At 37.8% G+C, this 16,701-nt stretch carries 12 protein-coding genes; 4 read left to right on the top strand and 8 right to left on the bottom strand.

The window, feature by feature from the left end; all coding sequences use genetic code 11:
- Positions 1 to 104: 104 nt before the first annotated feature.
- From OQX63_RS02285 to guaB, 6 genes are all read right to left on the bottom strand, one after another.
- Entirely contained in the window at positions 105 to 1,733 is a 1,629-nt protein-coding gene (locus OQX63_RS02285) for an acyl-CoA carboxylase subunit beta (RefSeq protein ID WP_265849273.1), read from the bottom strand.
- Positions 1,734 to 1,986: 253 nt separating this feature from the next.
- Positions 1,987 to 2,526 (bottom strand): hypothetical protein, encoded by a 540-nt coding sequence (locus OQX63_RS02290; RefSeq protein ID WP_265849274.1) that lies wholly within the window; start codon positions 2,524 to 2,526, stop codon positions 1,987 to 1,989.
- Between the two features lie 59 nt (positions 2,527 to 2,585).
- Positions 2,586 to 3,047 (bottom strand): MaoC family dehydratase, encoded by a 462-nt coding sequence (locus OQX63_RS02295; protein ID WP_265849275.1) that lies wholly within the window; start codon positions 3,045 to 3,047, stop codon positions 2,586 to 2,588.
- A gap of 189 nt (positions 3,048 to 3,236) precedes the next feature.
- Positions 3,237 to 3,830, bottom strand: a complete 594-nt coding sequence (locus OQX63_RS02300; protein ID WP_265849276.1) for a TIGR00730 family Rossman fold protein — start codon at positions 3,828 to 3,830, stop codon at positions 3,237 to 3,239.
- A gap of 333 nt (positions 3,831 to 4,163) precedes the next feature.
- On the bottom strand, positions 4,164 to 6,743 hold the full coding sequence (locus tag OQX63_RS02305; protein WP_265849277.1) for a TonB-dependent receptor: 2,580 nt from the start codon (positions 6,741 to 6,743) through the stop codon (positions 4,164 to 4,166).
- A 569-nt stretch (positions 6,744 to 7,312) separates the two neighbouring features.
- Positions 7,313 to 8,782 (bottom strand): IMP dehydrogenase, encoded by a 1,470-nt coding sequence (gene guaB / locus OQX63_RS02310; protein WP_265849278.1) that lies wholly within the window; start codon positions 8,780 to 8,782, stop codon positions 7,313 to 7,315.
- Between the two features lie 212 nt (positions 8,783 to 8,994).
- On the opposite strand from guaB, the gene OQX63_RS02315 reads away from it, so the two are divergent.
- From OQX63_RS02315 to OQX63_RS02325, 3 genes are read left to right on the top strand one after another with little or no spacing between them, the layout of a single operon-like run.
- Positions 8,995 to 11,043: a DUF3857 domain-containing protein gene (locus OQX63_RS02315; protein ID WP_265849279.1), complete on the top strand. Its 2,049-nt coding sequence runs from the start codon at positions 8,995 to 8,997 to the stop codon at positions 11,041 to 11,043.
- Positions 11,043 to 12,938, top strand: a complete 1,896-nt coding sequence (locus OQX63_RS02320) for a DUF3857 domain-containing protein (protein WP_265849280.1) — start codon at positions 11,043 to 11,045, stop codon at positions 12,936 to 12,938. The genes OQX63_RS02315 and OQX63_RS02320 overlap by 1 nt, the downstream gene beginning before the upstream one ends.
- Before the next feature lie 8 nt (positions 12,939 to 12,946).
- On the top strand, positions 12,947 to 13,228 hold the full coding sequence (locus OQX63_RS02325; RefSeq protein WP_265849281.1) for a pyrimidine/purine nucleoside phosphorylase: 282 nt from the start codon (positions 12,947 to 12,949) through the stop codon (positions 13,226 to 13,228).
- A gap of 170 nt (positions 13,229 to 13,398) precedes the next feature.
- Here OQX63_RS02325 and OQX63_RS02330 read toward each other — a convergent pair whose 3' ends face one another.
- Positions 13,399 to 14,670 (bottom strand): M16 family metallopeptidase, encoded by a 1,272-nt coding sequence (locus OQX63_RS02330; protein ID WP_265849282.1) that lies wholly within the window; start codon positions 14,668 to 14,670, stop codon positions 13,399 to 13,401.
- Complete coding sequence (locus tag OQX63_RS02335; RefSeq protein ID WP_265849283.1) at positions 14,663 to 15,907, bottom strand: M16 family metallopeptidase; 1,245 nt, start codon at positions 15,905 to 15,907, stop codon at positions 14,663 to 14,665. The genes OQX63_RS02330 and OQX63_RS02335 overlap by 8 nt, the downstream gene beginning before the upstream one ends.
- A gap of 164 nt (positions 15,908 to 16,071) precedes the next feature.
- On the opposite strand from OQX63_RS02335, the gene OQX63_RS02340 reads away from it, so the two are divergent.
- Positions 16,072 to 16,701 (top strand): hypothetical protein, encoded by a 630-nt coding sequence (locus OQX63_RS02340; protein ID WP_265849284.1) that lies wholly within the window; start codon positions 16,072 to 16,074, stop codon positions 16,699 to 16,701.

The raw sequence follows: 16,701 nt of genomic DNA on the forward strand, positions 1-16,701 counted from the left end.
TTTTGAGGTCTTCAAATGCCTATAAGCTAAGATCTGTTCTATACTGTCGGGTGGTAACACCTGACAGCACAGATAAATCTGTCAGATGGTAACATCTGGCAGCACTAAGTCTGTATCACCCCAACGCTAAACTTTTTTGTAATCGGCGATTGGTTGGCTGCCTCGATTCCCATCGAAATGACCTTTCTGGTTTCGAGCGGATCGATAATCCCATCAACCCAAAGGCGCGATGCAGCATAATAAGGCGTGGTTTGGCTATCATATTTATCGGTAATTTCTTTCAATAGCTCAGCTTGCTTTTCAGGGGTAATTACCTCACCCTTAGCTTTTAAAGATGCCTCCTGAATTTGCAAAAGGGTTTTAGCCGCCTGCGAGCCACCCATAACTGCAATTTTTGCTGTAGGCCAGGCATAGATCAATCTAGGATCATAAGCTTTACCGCACATGGCATAATTACCGGCACCATAAGAATTACCCAATACGATTGTAAATTTAGGTACTACAGAATTGGCAACGGCATTCACCATTTTGGCTCCGTCTTTAATGATACCCCCATGTTCAGAACGGCTACCTACCATAAAACCGGTCACATCCTGTAGAAAAACCAAGGGAATTTTTTTCTGGTTGCAATTCATGATAAAACGGCTTGCCTTATCGGCGCTATCCGAATAAATTACCCCGCCAAACTGCATCTCCCCTTTTTTCGATTTCACCACTTTACGTTGATTGGCCACAATGCCTACGGCCCAGCCATCAATACGACCTAAACCACAAACAATACTCTGTCCGTAACCTTTTTTATATTCTTCGAATTCGGATCCATCAATCAACCGGTTAATGACATCCATCATTTCATAAGGTTTATCTCTGCTCTCAGGGAAAATGCCATATAGTTCCTCTTCTTTTTCTTTTGGTTTAAGAGGCTTAATCCGATCAAAACCTGCATTTTGAGGAGCGCCCAACATACTCATGATGTTTTTAATGCTATCTAAACAGGCCTGATCGTTAGGATGTTTATAATCTGTAACGCCCGAAATTTCGCAATGCGTAGTTGCTCCCCCTAAAGTTTCATTATCTACTTCCTCTCCTATTGCAGATTTAACCAGATAAGACCCCGCTAAAAACACAGAACCCGTTTTATCTACAATCATGGCTTCATCACTCATAATGGGTAAATAAGCACCTCCTGCAACACAAGCCCCCATAATGGCAGAAATCTGTACAATCCCTTCTGAAGACATGATCGCATTGTTGCGAAACATTCTACCAAAATGTTCTTTATCCGGAAAAATTTCATCTTGCATGGGCAGATAAACACCAGCACTGTCAACCAGGTAAATAACCGGCAACCGGTTTTCCATGGCAATTTCTTGCGCACGAAGGTTCTTTTTGGCTGTCATGGGGAACCATGCACCTGCTTTTACAGTTGCATCATTAGCCACAATCATACATTGCCGGCCACTCACATAACCAATACCACAAACCACCCCAGCCGAAGGGCATCCGCCTTGCTCGGCGTACATGCCATCGGCGGTAAAGGCGCCAACTTCTAAAAAGTTAGAACCTTTATCAATTAAATATTCAATCCGCTCACGCGCCAGTAGTTTACCTTTTTCCTTTTGTTTTGCAGCATTTTTTTCGCCACCACCCAGGTATATTTTTTTGAGTCTGGTTTTAAGTTCGTAAACCAACTGTTTATTTACATCCTCGTTTTTATTGAATTCGATATTCATGGAGGCAATTTAAATTTAATTTTAGAAAAACAATATTGACCAAAATGGTTTCTGGTCTACCAACTGGTTTAACCGCAAAGTACGCTAGATTTTTAAACACAGAGATCACAAAGAAAAAGCACAGAGGTCACAAAGTTGGGTTTAGCATCTCCGTGTTTTCTGTGCTTCTATGGCTAACTAATTAGTGGTAAGAAAATTAATACTTTCTCTGTGCCCCTCTGTGTAAAACTCCGTGATCTCTGTGGTAAATCATTTAATTTTGATAAACCACTCCATCGATCTTTATTTTTTGGTATTTTTCTGCCCAGCCTTTGCCTTTTATATATTTTACCAGAGTGGGATGACCTTTTAAATTTGGATGGTAAATAGGATCAAACGAAAAAGTGATTTCATGATCTGATTTTTCTACCACAGTCACTTCGTTATCATTTTCATCTTTTTCGCCCGTGGTGAAAAACTTATCGCCCTTCTTTACAGAGAAATCAGCTCTGGTGTATGTTTTCAAAGGGCTATCGGGATAACCCTCGATCAATTTATGATGTTCGTCTATCCTTAAATAAACGGTACTACTTGCATCGCCACCTACCAAAGAATAAAACTTATAATAAAGCTGCTTATTAATCCGAACTGTATCTTGAATTTCGGTATAGGACTGCGCATTCATATACCATAAATTACCAATCTGCATCGGTAAAAATGAATCAACTGCCAAATGCTGATCCTTCTTTATTTGGCAAGACAGGATAAACAGGCTAATTAAAATAAAACTTAAGAATTTATTATTTTTGATCATGAGCGAATCTATTTTCTTATTTAACTCTAAATATAAACAATACGCTACATTCTAAGTAATTAATTTACAAAATGATACAAGAAAACCACTTCTCCGCTAAATGCAGGCTTTTTCTGATCTTCAATTTCCATTTCGATAGCCATATTAACTTTGGTTACGCCACGGAGATTAATAATAGAAGCCAGCTTTGCTTTTAACCTTACCTTACTATTTACCGTTACGGCTTGTGCAAATCGTAAACTTTCTATCCCGTAATTGATCTCCATTTTTAGGTTTTGGATATCAACAATTTCTTTCCAAAGATACGGGATTAATGAAAGCGTTAAATAACCGTGCGCTATAGTTGCCTTAAAAGGGCCTTCATTTTGGGCTCTTTCCTCATCAACATGAATCCATTGATGATCTAATGTGGCATCGGCAAATTTGTTAATCTGTTCTTGCGTAATGGTATGCCACGAAGAAACACCTAATTCTTTGCCTAAGTGTTGTTCAAATTCTGCGTGCGAGGTAATAATTTGCATTTTTAATATATTTTTAAAGCGCCGGGCGTTTAGCGGATGGCGGGTTATTGATTATATGTTGAAATTGTATTCGTTTTAGCCTTGGGTTGATGGTTCATGGTCTTATATTTCATATTAAATATATCAAACTATTGAGTATAAGCTATGAGCCATTAAACTATTAACCATGAGCAACTCGCTATACCAAAGTTAACTTAGGTTCCGATCTCTAAACCAAACCTCATCTGGAACGGCCGAAAAATCATCCATCTTATTAATTAAAGTTTCGGCACTTGCTTCATTGAATACTAAATCCCGATTGGCCGGTTTCAAAAATTTACTTTGTACCATCATATCCATTTGAGCGAATAAAGGATCGTAAAAACCTCCAACATTTAATACACCGATTGGTTTATTGTGCAGACCGAGCTGCAGCCAGGTTAATACTTCGAAAAATTCTTCCAATGTACCAAAGCCGCCAGGTAAGATCACAAAACCATCGCTCAAATCGGCCATTTTCTGTTTCCGCTGGTGCATATTTTCGGTAACAATCATTTCTGTTAAATTTTGATGACCAACCTCTTTATCCATTAAAAACTGCGGAATTACACCTGTAACCAAACCACCCAACTCCAGCACATCGTTAGCGAGCAAACCCATCACACCCACGCTTCCGCCTCCATAAACCAATCTGATCTGCTGTTTTACAAGTGTTTCTGCCAATTGTTTTATCGCATCACGTAGCTTTGCATCACCATTAAAGTTTGAGCCGCAGTATACACAAACCGATTTAAGCTTATTCATTGAATTAAAAATTTACCGAAGTTAAGATTTTATCGGCTTTCTATAAATTTTTATTCTGCACAATGCTTTTGGCAGCATGAAGTGTACAAGTGGTTGTCGATTTTTTTACCTGAGACCCAGCAGTTTTGCCATATAAACCTGATTGCAGAGAAAGCCCACAGCGCAGCGAGGACTTGAAACGGAAAGCAGGACTGACTTTAATATGGAACCCTGTCTTTGCTTTTCAAAACATCTTAACACCTAAAATATTAAACGTTTTTGTTTCCATAAAAAGGAGCGGCATTACACCACTCCTTTAACCAAATATAAAAGAGAAAATTAAATTAGATGTGATTAGAATGCATAACGGATGGTAGCCCCATAAGTTCTTGGATCGCCCAATACACCTGCATATAAACCAGCGTTACCTGCTGCAGCCTGTAATTGCTCATAGTAATTCTTATTAGCAATATTTCTGCTCCAAACAAATAAGGAGAACTTATCTGATTTGAATCCTAACCTGGCATTAAATAAAGCATAACCTTTAACAATCAATACGCTTGATGGTGTAGGATTTGATGAATATTCTGAACGGTAACTGGCATCACCTGCGATAAAATAGCGTCCCTCCCTCGTTGCCAGGTTACCGGGCGTACTGAATTCTGAACCGCCAGAAATATTCCATTTAGAAATACCAGGTAACCTACCTCCAGAAGCATCTTTAAATGCCACCTGGGTAGCCACGCCATTGATCAATTCGGTATGCCCCGTTTCTTCTAATGGAAGCGGTGCATTGGTGAATTTCACATATTTACCATCAAGATAGGCTAAAGCTGCATTTAAAGTTAAAAACCGCTCCAACTGATAAGTACCGTCTATTTCCAATCCTTTTACCCTTACTTTTTCGGCGTTGGCCAAATAACCCCTGTTTACACCGAGTTGTGGCGATTGCACATTGGTCTGGTAATCTTTAATATCTGTGTTAAACAAACTGATGTTTACAATGGCCCCTTTAACTGGCTTCGTTTTAGCTCCTAACTCATAATGTTGAACATATTCAGGCTTAACAACAGCAACTGATAAATCGGCTGCTCCCGTTGAGGTAGTTGGCAAACCACCTACGTTAACACCCACCGGTTTGTAAGCAGTAGAAAAAGTTCCATAAACATTTAAGTTATGGGTTGGACGGTAGGATAAGGTAAAGTTACCCGATAAATTGTTGTTATCTACCTTTGTGTTGAACTGCTGATTTGCATATACAGCTGCTTTAAGTGCTAACAATGTCGCATCAGTAGTTTGCAAACCGCCATAGGTTACCCGGTCATAATCCACATCTTTTTTATCATAGGTATACCTTAAACCTGGTAATGCGTGCAGATTTTTCAAAACTTCCCAATCAACCTGGGCAAAAACAGCTGCACTTAACGATTTAATGGTAGAGTTGGTTTTAATACCGAAACCATCCAATAAACCTGGAGTCGCATATAAGGCCTGGTTGCCGGTATTGCTGGTCTGCACAAAACGCCATTGATCTTTACCTACTTCTTCTGTTTGCGCTAAACCTTTTAAATTCTGACCCAGGAAATAAACACCCACTACCCCACTTAATTTTTCGGTAATATTTCCTGCATACCTAACTTCCTGCGAGTATTGATCATGGCGTGAGGTACCCTGCGATTTGGTTAACGCCGCCAGTTCTGAGAAATCACGGTCATTTGTTGGATCCCAATTCCAGAATCTCCAGGCCGTAGTTGATGTAAGCGTTCCATTTCCGATTTTGTAATCTACATTTAATGAGATTCCTCCTATTGACTGGTTGTGTCTCCAAGGGGTATTGGTATTGATTTCTCTTGAGAAGGGATCTATTTTAGGTTGTTGATAGCCAAGATCAGAAACAATTTTAGCGTACTGGCGGTATGCACTTCTCTCGGTTGTGGTAACACCGGCAATTACCAACGGATAACCTGCCGGATGCTGAATGCTGACATCACCGCTTAACAATACCTGTAATTTTTCTGAAGGGGTGTAATATAACTGACTTTTAAAGCCCAGGTTATTTTGTCCACTATACTTGCGCTCTTCTCTGGTATTCCAGATGGTACCATCGCGTTGCGTACCCGAAATGGAGATTTTTGCAGCAAGATCTTTTGCAAGTGCTCCGGAAACTGATGTTTTGGCCTGAATAAAATTATAATTCCCTGCGCTCAATTCTATTTTTGCACTAGGTGTTAAAGTTGGCTTGCTTGTAGTGATGTTAAAGGCACCTGCAGTAGTATTTTTACCAAATAAGGTACCTTGCGGACCGCGCAAAATTTCGATCTGATCAATATCAAGAAAGTCGGTAGAGGTAGCCGCCGGACGGGCGTGATAAACGCCATCAACATAGAAACCCACTCCAGGATCGATACCATCATTTGTTAAACCAAAAGTAGAACCCAAACCCCTGATATTTAAAGTGGTATTTCTGGCATTAGAAGCATATAACTGTACCGAAGGCACCAACTCTTTTAAACGGTTTACATTAAAAGCACCTGCATTTTCTGCTGAACGCCCACCAATAACCGTAATTGGAATCGGTACATCCTGTAAAACTTCAGAACGCCTTCTGGAGGTTACTACAATTTCATCGAGCAATGCATTTTCTACCAAAACCAGTTCTATTGGCGTATCCTGAAGTTTTAGTATCTGAAAATCCTGTGGTTTATAACCTACAGAGCTTACCTGCAAGTAAAATGGAGTTTCTTGTTTAACATTAATGCTAAAGACACCATTTTCATCGGCTACTACAGCCTGGTTGGTTCCCCTTACCTTTATGGTTGCATTCGGGATTGTTGTGCCGTTGGTTGTTTTAATAACACCAGTTACCGGGCTTTGGGCAAAAGTAAATCCTGCCCAAAGTAAAAATGAAAAGAGAAAAAGTAAAGTTTTGTTCATGGTTAATATTGATAGTTTATTTAAATGCTATTAATTAATAACTCGTTCAAAGCCAATGATTACCTTTTAACATGGTTAAACAGTAATAAGAAAGCTGTTTTCGTCGCATTATTAAAATTATTATATAATTCCTATGGATTTAGTAGACAAATATATTAAAAAATATTATCTGCCAAATTTTATTTTGTGATTTTTATATTACTTACATCGATTTGTAATTTAATTTCAGTTCGTGGCGACACCAACCGAGGCGAGGGCAACCTAAACCAGGCAGCACCAACTCCGGTAATCTAAACCTGATAGAACGGAAAGGCCGGAGCGAGGAATTGGATGGATAGCAGGACTATCGGCTGTAATTGGCACCGAACCCACCATTTCCCAAAAAATATTGATCACCTAAGGCACCTTGGCACACCTAAGCTCTAATTTGTTTGTTAAATAGTCTCCCTTTGTAATGAGGACGATGGTTGAAAAAAAACGGGGCTATCGTAAACCGACGCCCCGTTTTTTAATTATTTAAGAAAGGCCAGGCCTTATACCTTCTGCCTTAAGCCTTAAACAATTCTACCTTATCTCGTGTAGTTAGGCGCTTCTTTAGTTATTGTAATATCGTGTGGATGACTTTCGCGCATACCTGCAGCGGTGATCTGTACAAATTGCGCTTCCTGCAATGCTTCAATATTGGCTGCTCCACAATAGCCCATACTTGCACGCAAACCGCCAATATATTGGTACATTACCTCTGCCAAGGTACCTTTAAATGGTACGCGGCCAACAATACCTTCCGGAACCAGTTTTTTAATATCATCTTCCACATCCTGGAAATAACGGTCTTTAGAACCTTGTTCCATTGCTTCGATCGACCCCATTCCACGGTAAGATTTAAATTTACGTCCTTCGTAAATAATGGTTTCACCCGGCGATTCTTCAACTCCAGCAAATAAAGAACCTGCCATTACCGTACTGGCTCCCGAGGCAATTGCTTTAGCAATATCACCTGTGTGTTTAATTCCACCATCAGCAATAACAGGTACGCCTGTACCTTTTAATGCTTTGGCACATTCGTAAACCGCATATAACTGAGGAACACCAACACCAGCAATAATTCTGGTGGTACAGATAGAACCCGGACCAATACCTACTTTAACAGCATCAGCACCAGCATCTGCTAAAAATTTCGCAGCGGCACCAGTAGCAATATTACCAACAATAACCTGTAAGTCAGGATATTTTGCTTTAACTTCTTTTAATTTATCTACTACACCTTTAGTATGACCATGGGCAGTATCAATGGTAATTACATCAACACCAGCATGAACTAAAGCATCAACGCGTTGTAAAGTATCAGCAGTTACCCCTACCGCAGCACCTACCCTTAAACGGCCATGTTCATCTTTACAGGCTAAAGGATAATTTTTAACCTTCGAAATATCTTTAAAGGTAATTAAGCCACTTAAGTAACCATCCTTACTCACAACAGGAAGTTTCTCAATTTTATGGTTCTGAAGAATCTCTTCTGCCTGAACCAAAGTAGTTCCTTCTGGTGCAATGATTAAATTATCTTTAGTCATTACCTCAGAAATTGGCCTCTTCATATCTTTTTGAAAACGTAAATCCCTGTTAGTAATAATACCAACCAGTTTATTATCGCTGCTTACCACCGGAATACCCCCAATTTTATGCTCCTTCATAATCTTGAAAGCATCAGCAACTACAGCTGTTTCCAACAAGGTTACCGGATCCTTGATCATACCACTTTCTGAACGCTTAACTTTACGAACTTCTGCAGCCTGTCTGTCTATCGTCATGTTTTTATGTAACATACCAATACCACCATTTTGCGCGATGGCAATGGCCAGTTCGGCTTCGGTTACGGTATCCATTGCAGCAGAAATCAATGGAACATTGAGCTTGATTTTTTTGGTTAAAAAAGTGGTTGTATTTACTTCACGGGGCAGGATTTCGGAATATGCGGGTACCAATAGTACATCATCATACGTTAAACCTGTGGCAATAAACTTTGTGGAATCGAGTTGCATAGCAAATAAATTAGGATTTATTATTTGCCAGGCAAAGATACGAAATTTGAAAGAAAATAAAAGTATAAATTTAAAAATGCTTAAATATTGAGCTTGCCTGACAATTATTCAATCTATAATAATTTAAAACCTTTTTATTTCCCTTTACTTCATGCCCGTACTGCGTAAATACACACGTATTAACCGCAAATTATTTTAAAATAATTTGTGGAATGTTTTTTATACTTGCAGTAACCAAAAAACTAATTTTATACATGCAGAAAAATGCGCTCAGATTTCTGACTTTAATGCTATGCATTGGAGTTAGCCCCCTTTATGCCCAAAATATTCCACCTGTAAAAAGAGAATTCAAGTTTGGCAAAATTGCACCAACAGAATTCGAAGTAAAAGCCTCGGGACAAGATTCTTCAGCATCTGCCATTAAATTGTTCGATGTAGGCGAATGTTATTTCGAAATCAGCCCTTCATCAAGCGGTTTTATTTATGTTTTTGAAAGGCATATCCGCTACAAAATCCTGAACAAGAATGGTTATGACCTCGCCAATTTTAAGGTAGAACTTTATAAAAGCAGTGGTTCGGCAAAAGAAGATCTTAACTACATGGATGCAGCAACCTATAACATGGTTGATGGTAAAATGGTAACCAGCAAACTAAACAAAGACGCCAAATTTACCGAGGAGTTTAATAAAAACTATGTGATCAAAAAGTTTGCCCTTCCAAATGTAAAAGAAGGATCGATCATCGAATTTAAGTACAGGATTAAATCTGATTTTATTTTTACCCTTCGCGGCTGGAAATTCCAGTCGAGTGTTCCAACGCTTTGGTCGGAGTATAATGTGAGGATACCTGAATACTTTAATTACAAAACCAATATGAGCGGCTATTACCAGGTAGATCACCCACTTCATCAAAATGTGAATGCATCTTACCTAGCTGGGGTAAGCTCAAATGCGGTGTACGATAAATATTGCGTAGCAAACATCCCTGCACTAAAAGATGAGCCTTATGTTACCACGATGGATGATTATAATCCAAAGATCGAATTTGAGCTGAGGGCAACCAATTTCCCCGGTGATGTTTACCATGACTATAATGGCTCTTGGTCTAAAATCGTCAATGAACTGGCACAGGATGAAAACTTTGGTGCCTATATCAATAAAAACAGTTATGCAAAATCAGTACTTCCTGGCATTTTAAAAGGAGAAAAAGATACATTGGCAGTCGTTAAACTTATTTTCAATTATGTTAAAAACAGCGTAAAATGGGATAAGCATTATTCGAAATACGCTGACGGAACCAACCCTAAAACTCTTTTCGAAAAGAAAACCGGTTCATCAGGAGATATTAACCTTGCTTTATTGAGTTTATTGAAAGAAGCCAAAATCGAAGCCTATCCAGTACTGATCAGCACAAGGGAAAACGGCACACACCCTGGCTATCCATTAATCTCTGCATTTAATAATGTAATTGCTGTTACACAGATTGGAAATGAACTTTATTATCTTGATGCTACAGATAAAGATTTACCTGCCGGAATGTTGGATTACGAAAACCTGAGCCACAATGGCTTTTACATGGATTTAAAAAACAACGATGGCAAATGGCTCTCTACAGAGCCCAAAGTTCCGAGTGAAAAGATTTTTGTGTACAATTTGGTGCTGGATAAAGAACATAAACTTACTGGAAAAATCAATCAATATGCCAAGGGTTATGCCGCTTTAAACCTGCGCAATAAATACAGGACCACAAATAACGAAACCGAATTTATAAAGAGCTTTAAAAAGGATAAAACGGGTTTGGAGGTTTCTGCATACAAAATAGATAACCTGGATAACCTTGATGAACTATTGAGTGAAAGCATGGACGTGGTTATAGAAGATAATGTAGAAGAAGCCGGCAATCTGGTATACTTCACGCCGCTCCTTTTTGAAAGGACAAAAGAGAATTTATTTAAATTGGAGCAGCGTAAATTCCCAGTTGATTTTGCCTATCCATTTAAAGAAAGCTACCGCATCACCGTAAACTTTCCAGACGATTACGAGATTGACAAACTTCCTAAAGGAGGAATCTTTAAACTTCCTGAAGATAATGGCACTTTCACCATTAATTATATAACAGATGGTAAAACACTACTTGTAAGAAGTAACATCAACGTAAATAAATCATTTTATACGCCAGAAGAGTATTTCGATTTGCAAGCGTTATTTAAAGCTATCGTAGAAAAACAAGCCGAACAAATCGTATTTAAAAAGAAAGTATAATGAAGTATTATTTAAGTTTGGTGTTCGCTATTGCGGTTATTAATACCACATTTGCCCAGATAGATTACGATGTAGCAAAAATTCCCGAAAACCTTAAAAAGGATGCAGTAGCTGTAATCAGAAATGAAGAATCTTTTTTTGATATTAAGGGGCTAGGTGCTGCAAAAATGGATTATAAAGTAGCAATAACCATTTTGAATAAAGCCGGTGAACCATATGGTGAAATGGAAGAAGTTTACGATAAGTTTAGCAACATCTACAACATTAAGGCTGCGCTTTACGATGCATCGGGGAAAAAAGTAAAAGACTATAAAAGTTCAGATATTAAAGACCAAAGCCTTATTTCGGACTTTTCGATCTTCGAAGACAACAGACTTAAGCTCTTAAAATTTGTAAGTTTAACCTATCCGTACACCGTAGAATATAGCTACAGTCAGGACTATAAAGGATTGCTTTCTTTTCCTTCATGGCGTGACCTGAAAGGTTTTGGTATAGCTGTAGAAAAATCTGCTTACACGATTCAAAAGGCAAAAGACTACAAAATGAGGTACATTACGAGTTCGAATTTACAAACCGACTCGGTAACTAATGGCGAGAAATTACAGTATAAATGGAAAAGTACAAATGTTGCGGCGATTGCTAATGAACCTTTAAGTACAGGGTTTGACAACATTTCTGCATGGGTTAAAGCTTCCCCTAATCAGTTTGAATACGATGGTTCTACTGGAAATTTTGATAACTGGAAAAATTTCGGTTCGTGGATCTTCAATTTAAATCAGGGAGGAAACAAACTTCCTGAAGCAACCAAATTGATGGTACAAAACTTGATTAAGGATGCTAAAACACCAAAAGAAAAGATCAAAATCTTATATAACCACCTGCAACAAAACACCCGTTATGTTAGCGTTCAATTAGGGATTGGTGGTTTTAGGCCGATTTTGGCCGAAAAGGTTGCACAGGTAAATTACGGAGATTGTAAAGCGCTTTCCAACTATATGAAAGCTTTGCTAAATGAAGCAGGAATTGCCTCAAATTTAATTATGATTGGAAACGATATGCCTAGTTTAAATCCCAACTACTCAAGTTTGGGACAGGCTAACCACATGATTTTATGTGTTCCCCTTGCTAAAGATACCACCTTTTTAGAATGTACCAGTCAGTATAATCCAATGGGATTTATAGGCTATGGCAATTCTGACCGGAATGTACTAATGGTAACTGAAGATGGAGGAAAACTAGTGCATACCCCGGTTTACCATGCCAAAGAAAATTATCAGATCAGAAAAACTAAAATCACTCTAGCGGAAGACGGTACGGCCAGTTCAGAAGTTAGCGCTACTTATGGTAACGCGCAGTTTGAAGAAAATTTTTCGATGACGCTGATGGAACCTGTTGATCTCCGGAAAAAAATAATTGAAGACAGTTCTATTCCGGTAGCAGAGCTGATTAGTTATAAGTATGCGCAGCCAGACAAAATGGTACCGGTGCTTACTGAAGAAATTATTTTTAAAACCAATCCATTGTTAACCAAAGGTGGAGATAAACTGTTTTTAGTGGTTAACCAGATTAACCGTCGCGAGAGCGTTCCGCTTAAAGTAGAAGGAAGAAAAACATATTTCGCGGTTCCATTCGGTTATAACGATGATGATGAAATTAATTACATCTTGCCAAAAGGATATCAGGTGGAGTTTATTCCAAAAGATATCACGATTAGTTCTGAATTTGGAACGTACACAGCGAAATTTAGTGTTAAGGATAATATGATTGTTTATAGCCGTACGCAAACCATGAATAACAAAAAATATCCACCAGAAAAATATGGTGAATATGTAGATTTTTACAAAAAGATTTATCAGGCAGATAAGCAAAAAGCTGTTTTAACTAAAACTTTATAAATTAGCATATGATTACTGAAAACCAATATTTTGATGGCAAGGTTAAATCGTTAGGCTATGAAACCACTGAAGGAAAATCGACAGTTGGTATCATCAATCCGGGAGAATACACCTTTGGTACGGCTCAAAAAGAAATTATGCATGTTATAGAGGGCGAATTGGAAACCTTACTTCCTGAAGCTACAGAATGGCAAAGTTTTAAAGCAGGCAGCAAATTCGAAGTTAATGCAAATTTGTCGTTTAAAGTAAAAACGATTGTACAAACGGCATATTTATGCCAGTACAGATAGTTTTATTATAGAATTCTAGTCTCAAACCTAGCGCAATAAATTCTGAAACAACCCAGAGCCGTCATCTCGACTGGAACGTAGTGAAATGGAGAGATCTATCTTTGCAGATTTCTCGACTTCGTTGCACCCGATAACTATCGGGTCCGCTCGAAATGACGGCCTCTAGACATTTATTTCTTCCCGATCACTACTTCTGTAAAATTTTCTGTAGTAAGGTATTTATTGGCCAATGCCAACAATTCTCCTGAAGTAATGGTCTTCACTTTTTCGATATATTTGGTATAATAATCATAATCCAGTCCCGAAAAATAAATATTCTTAAATTTATCGGCATGCGAAAAAACATTCTCCAAACTGCCTAACATCGATCCAAGCATATAGTTCTTAACCAGCTCAAGTTCTGCTGCTCCTACCTGTTCATTTTTCAATATATCGATCTCTTTATAAATTTCAGTTAGTGCAGCCGAACATACATCAGCCCCTACCTCGGTAGCAATAAATAGATAACCTGCCTGCTGCAGCGAAGAAATGCCAGAACCAATTCCGTATGTGTAACCTTTATCTTCTCGGATATTGTTCATTAAACGCGAACCAAAATATCCACCTAAAATTGTATTAAGAATCTGAAGTCCACAAAAATCCTCATGTTTACGGTTAATTGCCAGTTGCCCTATTCGGATAGCCGATTGTAATGCATCTGGCTTTTCGGTATAAACCACTTTTCTATCACTGGCAGTAAAACTGAAACTATTTTTTACTGCATTACTTTTTTCCCAATCGCGACCAAAAAAATCGTTTAAAAGATTGAATCCGGCTTCGTCAAACTTACCTGATATCACTATAGTGCAATTATTCGGGGTATAAGCTGCCTTAAAATAATCAATCAAATCCTCACGCTTTAAGGTATCATAATGTTCTGCCTGGATGTTTACACCATAAGCGGTATCACCAAACAAAGCATGGGCAAATTCCTTTCTCGAAAGGATATCATTTTTCTTCAGGTTAACCTGTAACTTCTGCTTCTGGTTCTGGATATAAATATCGAGTTCATGCTGTGGAAACTGACTTTCTGATAAAACATCTTTCACGATCGGTAATACCGAATGTAAATGTTTATTCAGCGTATACAACGTAACTGAAGATTGATCCTGCACATATTCTGTTTGAAAAAATGCACCATAAAAATCAATTTTTTCGGCTATCTCTTTTGCTGATAACTTATTTGTCCCATTATTGATTAATGCGCTTACTGCAATAGCCTGCAATGGTTTTTCGAGTTTCCAGTTTACGTTATCAAAAATAAATTCAATTCGTACCAGATCCTGTTCTCCGGAATAAATGGTATAAACGGGTACACCATTATCCAATACTTTTTTTTCTGGCTGGATAAAGTTTATGATAGATACCTGCTTAAAATCAGGTGCCTGTTGTCTATTAAGCATTTTCTTCAGTTAAGTAATATAAAGTAGATGATGATTTTTGGTTAAAAGTTTCGTTAGATATCCTTTTGATATCTTCTGCCTCTACTTTTAAAAACTCCTCGGTTTCACGGTTCAATATAGCCGCATCGCCCAACAGCTCATAGTAAGCCAGGTTCATTGCTTTATCCAGCAGGCTCATCTCAGAAAAAACCAGTACCGACTCTACCTTGTTCTTCACTTTGGTTAATTCAGTTTCAGAAACCAATTCTGTTTTTATCTTTTCAAGTTCTGACCAGATCGCTTTTTCTGCCGTTTCGATGGCTACACCTTCCACCAATTTACCTTCAACAATAAACAAACCCGGATCTAAACTGCTCGAAATGTAGGCATTGATATCGCTAAAAAGTTGCTGTTCCTTCAACAGGCTGTTGTACAAACGAGAAGATTGTCCACGTGATAAAATATCCGACAATAAATCAAAAGCATAATAATCCTGATTTAAGCGTCCTGGCATTTTAAAAGCCATATAAATCGCATTTAAAGGTACATTAGCCTTAACCGTTTCTTTTCTGGCTTCGGTTTGTGGATCCTCCTGAATTAAATTCCGGTTATATTTTTCACCTGCAGGGATTGGTTCGAACCATTTTTCGGCCAGTTTTTTCACATCAGCTGTTTTCACATTCCCGCCAACAACCAAAATTGCATTTTGTGGCGTATAATGTTTCTTAAAAAATGATTTTACATCATCCATCGTTGCATTTTCGATGTGCGAAAGCTCCTTTCCTATAGTTGCCCATCGATAAGAATGCTTTTTATAAGCTAATGGACGCAGCTTTAACCAAACATCGCCATAAGGCTGGTTAAGATAACGCTGTTTAAATTCTTCACTTACCACATTACGCTGGGTATCTAAGCTTTTTTCGGAGAAAGCGAGGCTCAGCATCCGATCGCTCTCCAGCCAAAGAGCAGTTTCGATATTTTCTGCTGGCAAAGTGATGTAATAATTGGTAATATCATTACTCGTAAAAGCGTTATTTTCGCCTCCTACCCGCTGCAAAGGTTCGTCGTAACTCGGAATGTTTACCGATCCACCAAACATCAGATGTTCGAATAAGTGGGCAAAACCCGTTTTTTCAGGATCCTCATCCCGGGCACCTACATCATATAAAATATTTAAAACTGCCATTGGAGTTGTTGCATCTTCATGCACCAAAACTTTTAACCCATTGGCTAGTGTAAAACGATTAAAATCTACCATAAGTGACAAATATAAACGAATTGTTGAATTGCTAAATTGTTTAATCAATTAATCGAGTAAACTGATCATTATTTTTTTTTATTTGTTTAAAAAAATAACGCAAACAGCTTTTGTAATTTCTTTATTACATCTAATTATATACTTTTATAAAAAATTAAAAAAATATGCTTACCTATACTGTAATATCACTTGTTCTAGTAGCAACGAGTCTTTTTTTACTCAATTTCAGAAGAGATAGCCAATGGCGTAAAAACAATAATGATACTTTTAGTTTTATTATCTCGCTAATTTCCACTTTTACAGGATTATTTATTGCCCTATCAGTAAATACATTTTTAGATAATATCGACAAAAAGAATAACTTAATTAAGCTACTAAATACAACCAATTTGGCTATAGAAAATTGCCAGATGAAAACTAAGGGAATGTATTTAAATACTTCAAATTCTGGATTGAACTTAACTGAAACCTTAAAAAAAACACCAGTTGAACTGCCTAAATTATATCCACAACTTGCAACAAATAATTTGGTTAACGACTACTTTACGCCAAATGCTTTTCAAGCTTACATTGTTTGTATAGATAACATGGAAACCTTTGTTAAAAATCTTGCTAATGCCGAACAGAACAACAATGGAACGAAAATTGAGATTCTTAACCGATATTTAAAATATTTAGAATTTGCGAAGAGCATTAATAATTTAGAGATTGAAAGACTTGGTGGAAACATTACAGAAGAACAGGAAACCAACTCTTTAAAGAAAATAGTTGACCAATTTACTACCTCAAAATAA

This window comes from Pedobacter sp. PF22-3 (assembly GCF_026239555.1).
In the GTDB taxonomy this organism is placed as follows: Bacteria; Bacteroidota; Bacteroidia; order Sphingobacteriales; family Sphingobacteriaceae; genus Pedobacter.

What these genes read in the sequence shown, in the direction of transcription:
- OQX63_RS02285 (WP_265849273.1), bottom strand. Translation starts at nt 1,733, where the DNA reads ATGAATATCGAATTCAATAAAAACGAGGATGTAAATAAACAGTTGGTT.
- OQX63_RS02290 (WP_265849274.1), bottom strand. Translation starts at nt 2,526, where the DNA reads ATGATCAAAAATAATAAATTCTTAAGTTTTATTTTAATTAGCCTGTTT.
- OQX63_RS02295 (WP_265849275.1), bottom strand. Translation starts at nt 3,047, where the DNA reads ATGCAAATTATTACCTCGCACGCAGAATTTGAACAACACTTAGGCAAA.
- OQX63_RS02300 (WP_265849276.1), bottom strand. Translation starts at nt 3,830, where the DNA reads ATGAATAAGCTTAAATCGGTTTGTGTATACTGCGGCTCAAACTTTAAT.
- OQX63_RS02305 (WP_265849277.1), bottom strand. Translation starts at nt 6,743, where the DNA reads ATGAACAAAACTTTACTTTTTCTCTTTTCATTTTTACTTTGGGCAGGA.
- guaB (WP_265849278.1), bottom strand. Translation starts at nt 8,782, where the DNA reads ATGCAACTCGATTCCACAAAGTTTATTGCCACAGGTTTAACGTATGAT.
- OQX63_RS02315 (WP_265849279.1), top strand. Translation starts at nt 8,995, where the DNA reads ATGTTTTTTATACTTGCAGTAACCAAAAAACTAATTTTATACATGCAG.
- OQX63_RS02320 (WP_265849280.1), top strand. Translation starts at nt 11,043, where the DNA reads ATGAAGTATTATTTAAGTTTGGTGTTCGCTATTGCGGTTATTAATACC.
- OQX63_RS02325 (WP_265849281.1), top strand. Translation starts at nt 12,947, where the DNA reads ATGATTACTGAAAACCAATATTTTGATGGCAAGGTTAAATCGTTAGGC.
- OQX63_RS02330 (WP_265849282.1), bottom strand. Translation starts at nt 14,670, where the DNA reads ATGCTTAATAGACAACAGGCACCTGATTTTAAGCAGGTATCTATCATA.
- OQX63_RS02335 (WP_265849283.1), bottom strand. Translation starts at nt 15,907, where the DNA reads ATGGTAGATTTTAATCGTTTTACACTAGCCAATGGGTTAAAAGTTTTG.
- OQX63_RS02340 (WP_265849284.1), top strand. Translation starts at nt 16,072, where the DNA reads ATGCTTACCTATACTGTAATATCACTTGTTCTAGTAGCAACGAGTCTT.